The sequence below is a fragment of the uncultured Campylobacter sp. genome (assembly GCF_938031315.1).
GTDB lineage: Bacteria > Campylobacterota > Campylobacteria > Campylobacterales > Campylobacteraceae > Campylobacter_B.
Genome location: NZ_CALHHT010000207.1, coordinates 1 through 1,872, shown reverse-complemented (window position 1 = coordinate 1,872; position 1,872 = coordinate 1). Strand labels below are relative to the sequence as shown.

The window sequence follows — 1,872 nt, the reverse complement described above, 5'->3', positions numbered from 1 at the left end:
CGCTCGCTATAAGTGTGTGCGCAGAATTTTAAGTCCGCGCTGTTCGCCGCTTTTGCCGCAAAATCGCTCTTTTTGCTCTTTTTCAACGCCGCAAAATCGCGCTGCGTTTCGCTCGCGGCGTGCCGCTCTTTTGCGAGCAGATCGGCGCTGCTCTGCTTTTCATCTGCGCCGCTTGCCGCCAGAGCGTGTGTGTAGTATTTCTCGCCCTCGAACCACAGCCCGCAAAGCCCCGCCCCATCGCCCGCGAGCGTGATTTTACCAAGCGGCGAGTCGTAATATGCGATAAATTTCATCATTGCTCCTATTTTGCGCTTTTGCGATTAAATTTAGCGCCGTAAACAGCGCTTAAATTTCCCAAATTTCTAAAATTCGCGGGCAGATTTTAGCTACGCTTTGCTTAAACTCCGTCTTTTGCGCGCTACTCGGGTCGCCAAGGGTTTCAAATTTGCAAAAAAGCTCCGCGATCTTTAGCCAGCCCGCAAGATTTAGATCGAATTTTTTCAAATTTGCCTCGGACAAAAACTCCAAATCATGGTCGTAAAACGCGATCTCGCCGCTAGAGCTTAGCAGCCAAAGATCGCCGCTGCCGCCGTCTGCAAAGATACAAAACTCGCGCAGCAGCCCGCTATCACCCTCAAAAGGAAATTTCGCCGCGTCGTTGCAGCGCGCGATCTCGTGCTCTTTCAGCACTCTAAAATCGCCCGCAATCTCCCTGCCGAGGTATCCGCCTAGGATATTTCTTAGCTCGTTTTTATTCAAATTTTATTTCTCCGCTTTAGTTTCGCTTTTTGGCGTAGAGCATAAGAAAGCCAACCATCGCCGCGAAAATCACGCACATCGCAAGCGTCACGATGAGCGTGCCGTGCGCCGAGCCGCTTAAAAACAGCCCCGTCGTGTTCATCCCGAAAAAGCTCGTGATGAAATTTAGCGGCATCAGCAGCGACGAGATGATCGTGAGAATGTAGATGTTGCGGCTAATTTTGTCGTTTTTGAGGCCTTGGATGAATTGATAGATATCCTCGATCCTGACGGCGTATTCGCTCATCACGCCTTTAAAAACGCCCGCTTCGTAGGCGTAGTTTTTCAGCTGCTTTTTCAGCGCCGGCTGCTCGTTTGCGCAGATGAGAAGCGCCTCGTAAAAATGCGAAATTTTGTTTTGAAATTTGCGGATTTCGTATTTTAGGACAGAGTGCCTTTTCATAAATTTTGAAAAATCGCCGCGCCGCGTGTAGATCTTTTCGTAATTTTCAAGCTCTGCGGAGTGCTCTAAAATTTTATCGCGGTACTGCGCGAGGATCTTTTTAACGACCGCGAAAAACTCCGCCTCGCTGCTAAGCCGCACCTCGCCGTCCGCGTCATCTTGCGAATAGATCGCGCCCGCATCAAAAATAAAGCGGTAATTTTGCTCGCGCGGCGCGTCCGTCACGAAGTACACATACTCGCGATCCTCGGCGTAGTAGTAGCCCGAAACGCTGCGCTTTTCGGTAATCGGGTTCAATGAGGCCTCCTTGCTTAATCGGTTTAAATTTACGGAATTTCAGAATTTCGCTCAAATTTACGGAATTTTGAAATTCCGCTGCCGATCAGAATTCTGAAATTTCGCCGCTAATAGGAATTCTAAAATTCCGCCGCCATTTAAATTTTATCGTATTTGGAATTTCAAAATTCTTTTGTGTTTGGAATTTTAAAATTTTGTGAGCTGTAAATTTCGGCTAAATTTTAAAATTTAGCATGCCGTAATTCAACCCCTATTAAAATTTAACGCGAGCCGTAAGGCTCGCCCCTTGAGCGTGCCAGGGGTTGGGGGATTTTAAGGGGGAAGGGGAGCGCCTCGCAAGTAGCGCCCCTTCTCCCTTAAGAGAAAACGCCGCC

General features: G+C 48.5%; 2 protein-coding genes and 1 pseudogene. All 3 read right to left on the bottom strand.

Annotation, left to right across the window (positions count from 1 at the left end; genetic code table 11):
• Nucleotides 1-293: pseudogene (locus Q0236_RS05275) on the bottom strand (hypothetical protein); the annotation flags it as partial.
• Between the two features lie 52 nt (nucleotides 294-345).
• Nucleotides 346-759, bottom strand: a complete 414-nt coding sequence (locus Q0236_RS05270; RefSeq protein WP_297915803.1) for a hypothetical protein — start codon at nucleotides 757-759, stop codon at nucleotides 346-348.
• Between the two features lie 16 nt (nucleotides 760-775).
• Nucleotides 776-1,498 carry a CorA family divalent cation transporter gene (locus Q0236_RS05265; protein WP_297915801.1) on the bottom strand — a complete coding sequence of 241 codons (723 nt, stop codon included), beginning with the start codon at nucleotides 1,496-1,498 and terminating at the stop codon, nucleotides 776-778.
• Nucleotides 1,499-1,872 lie beyond the last annotated feature (374 nt).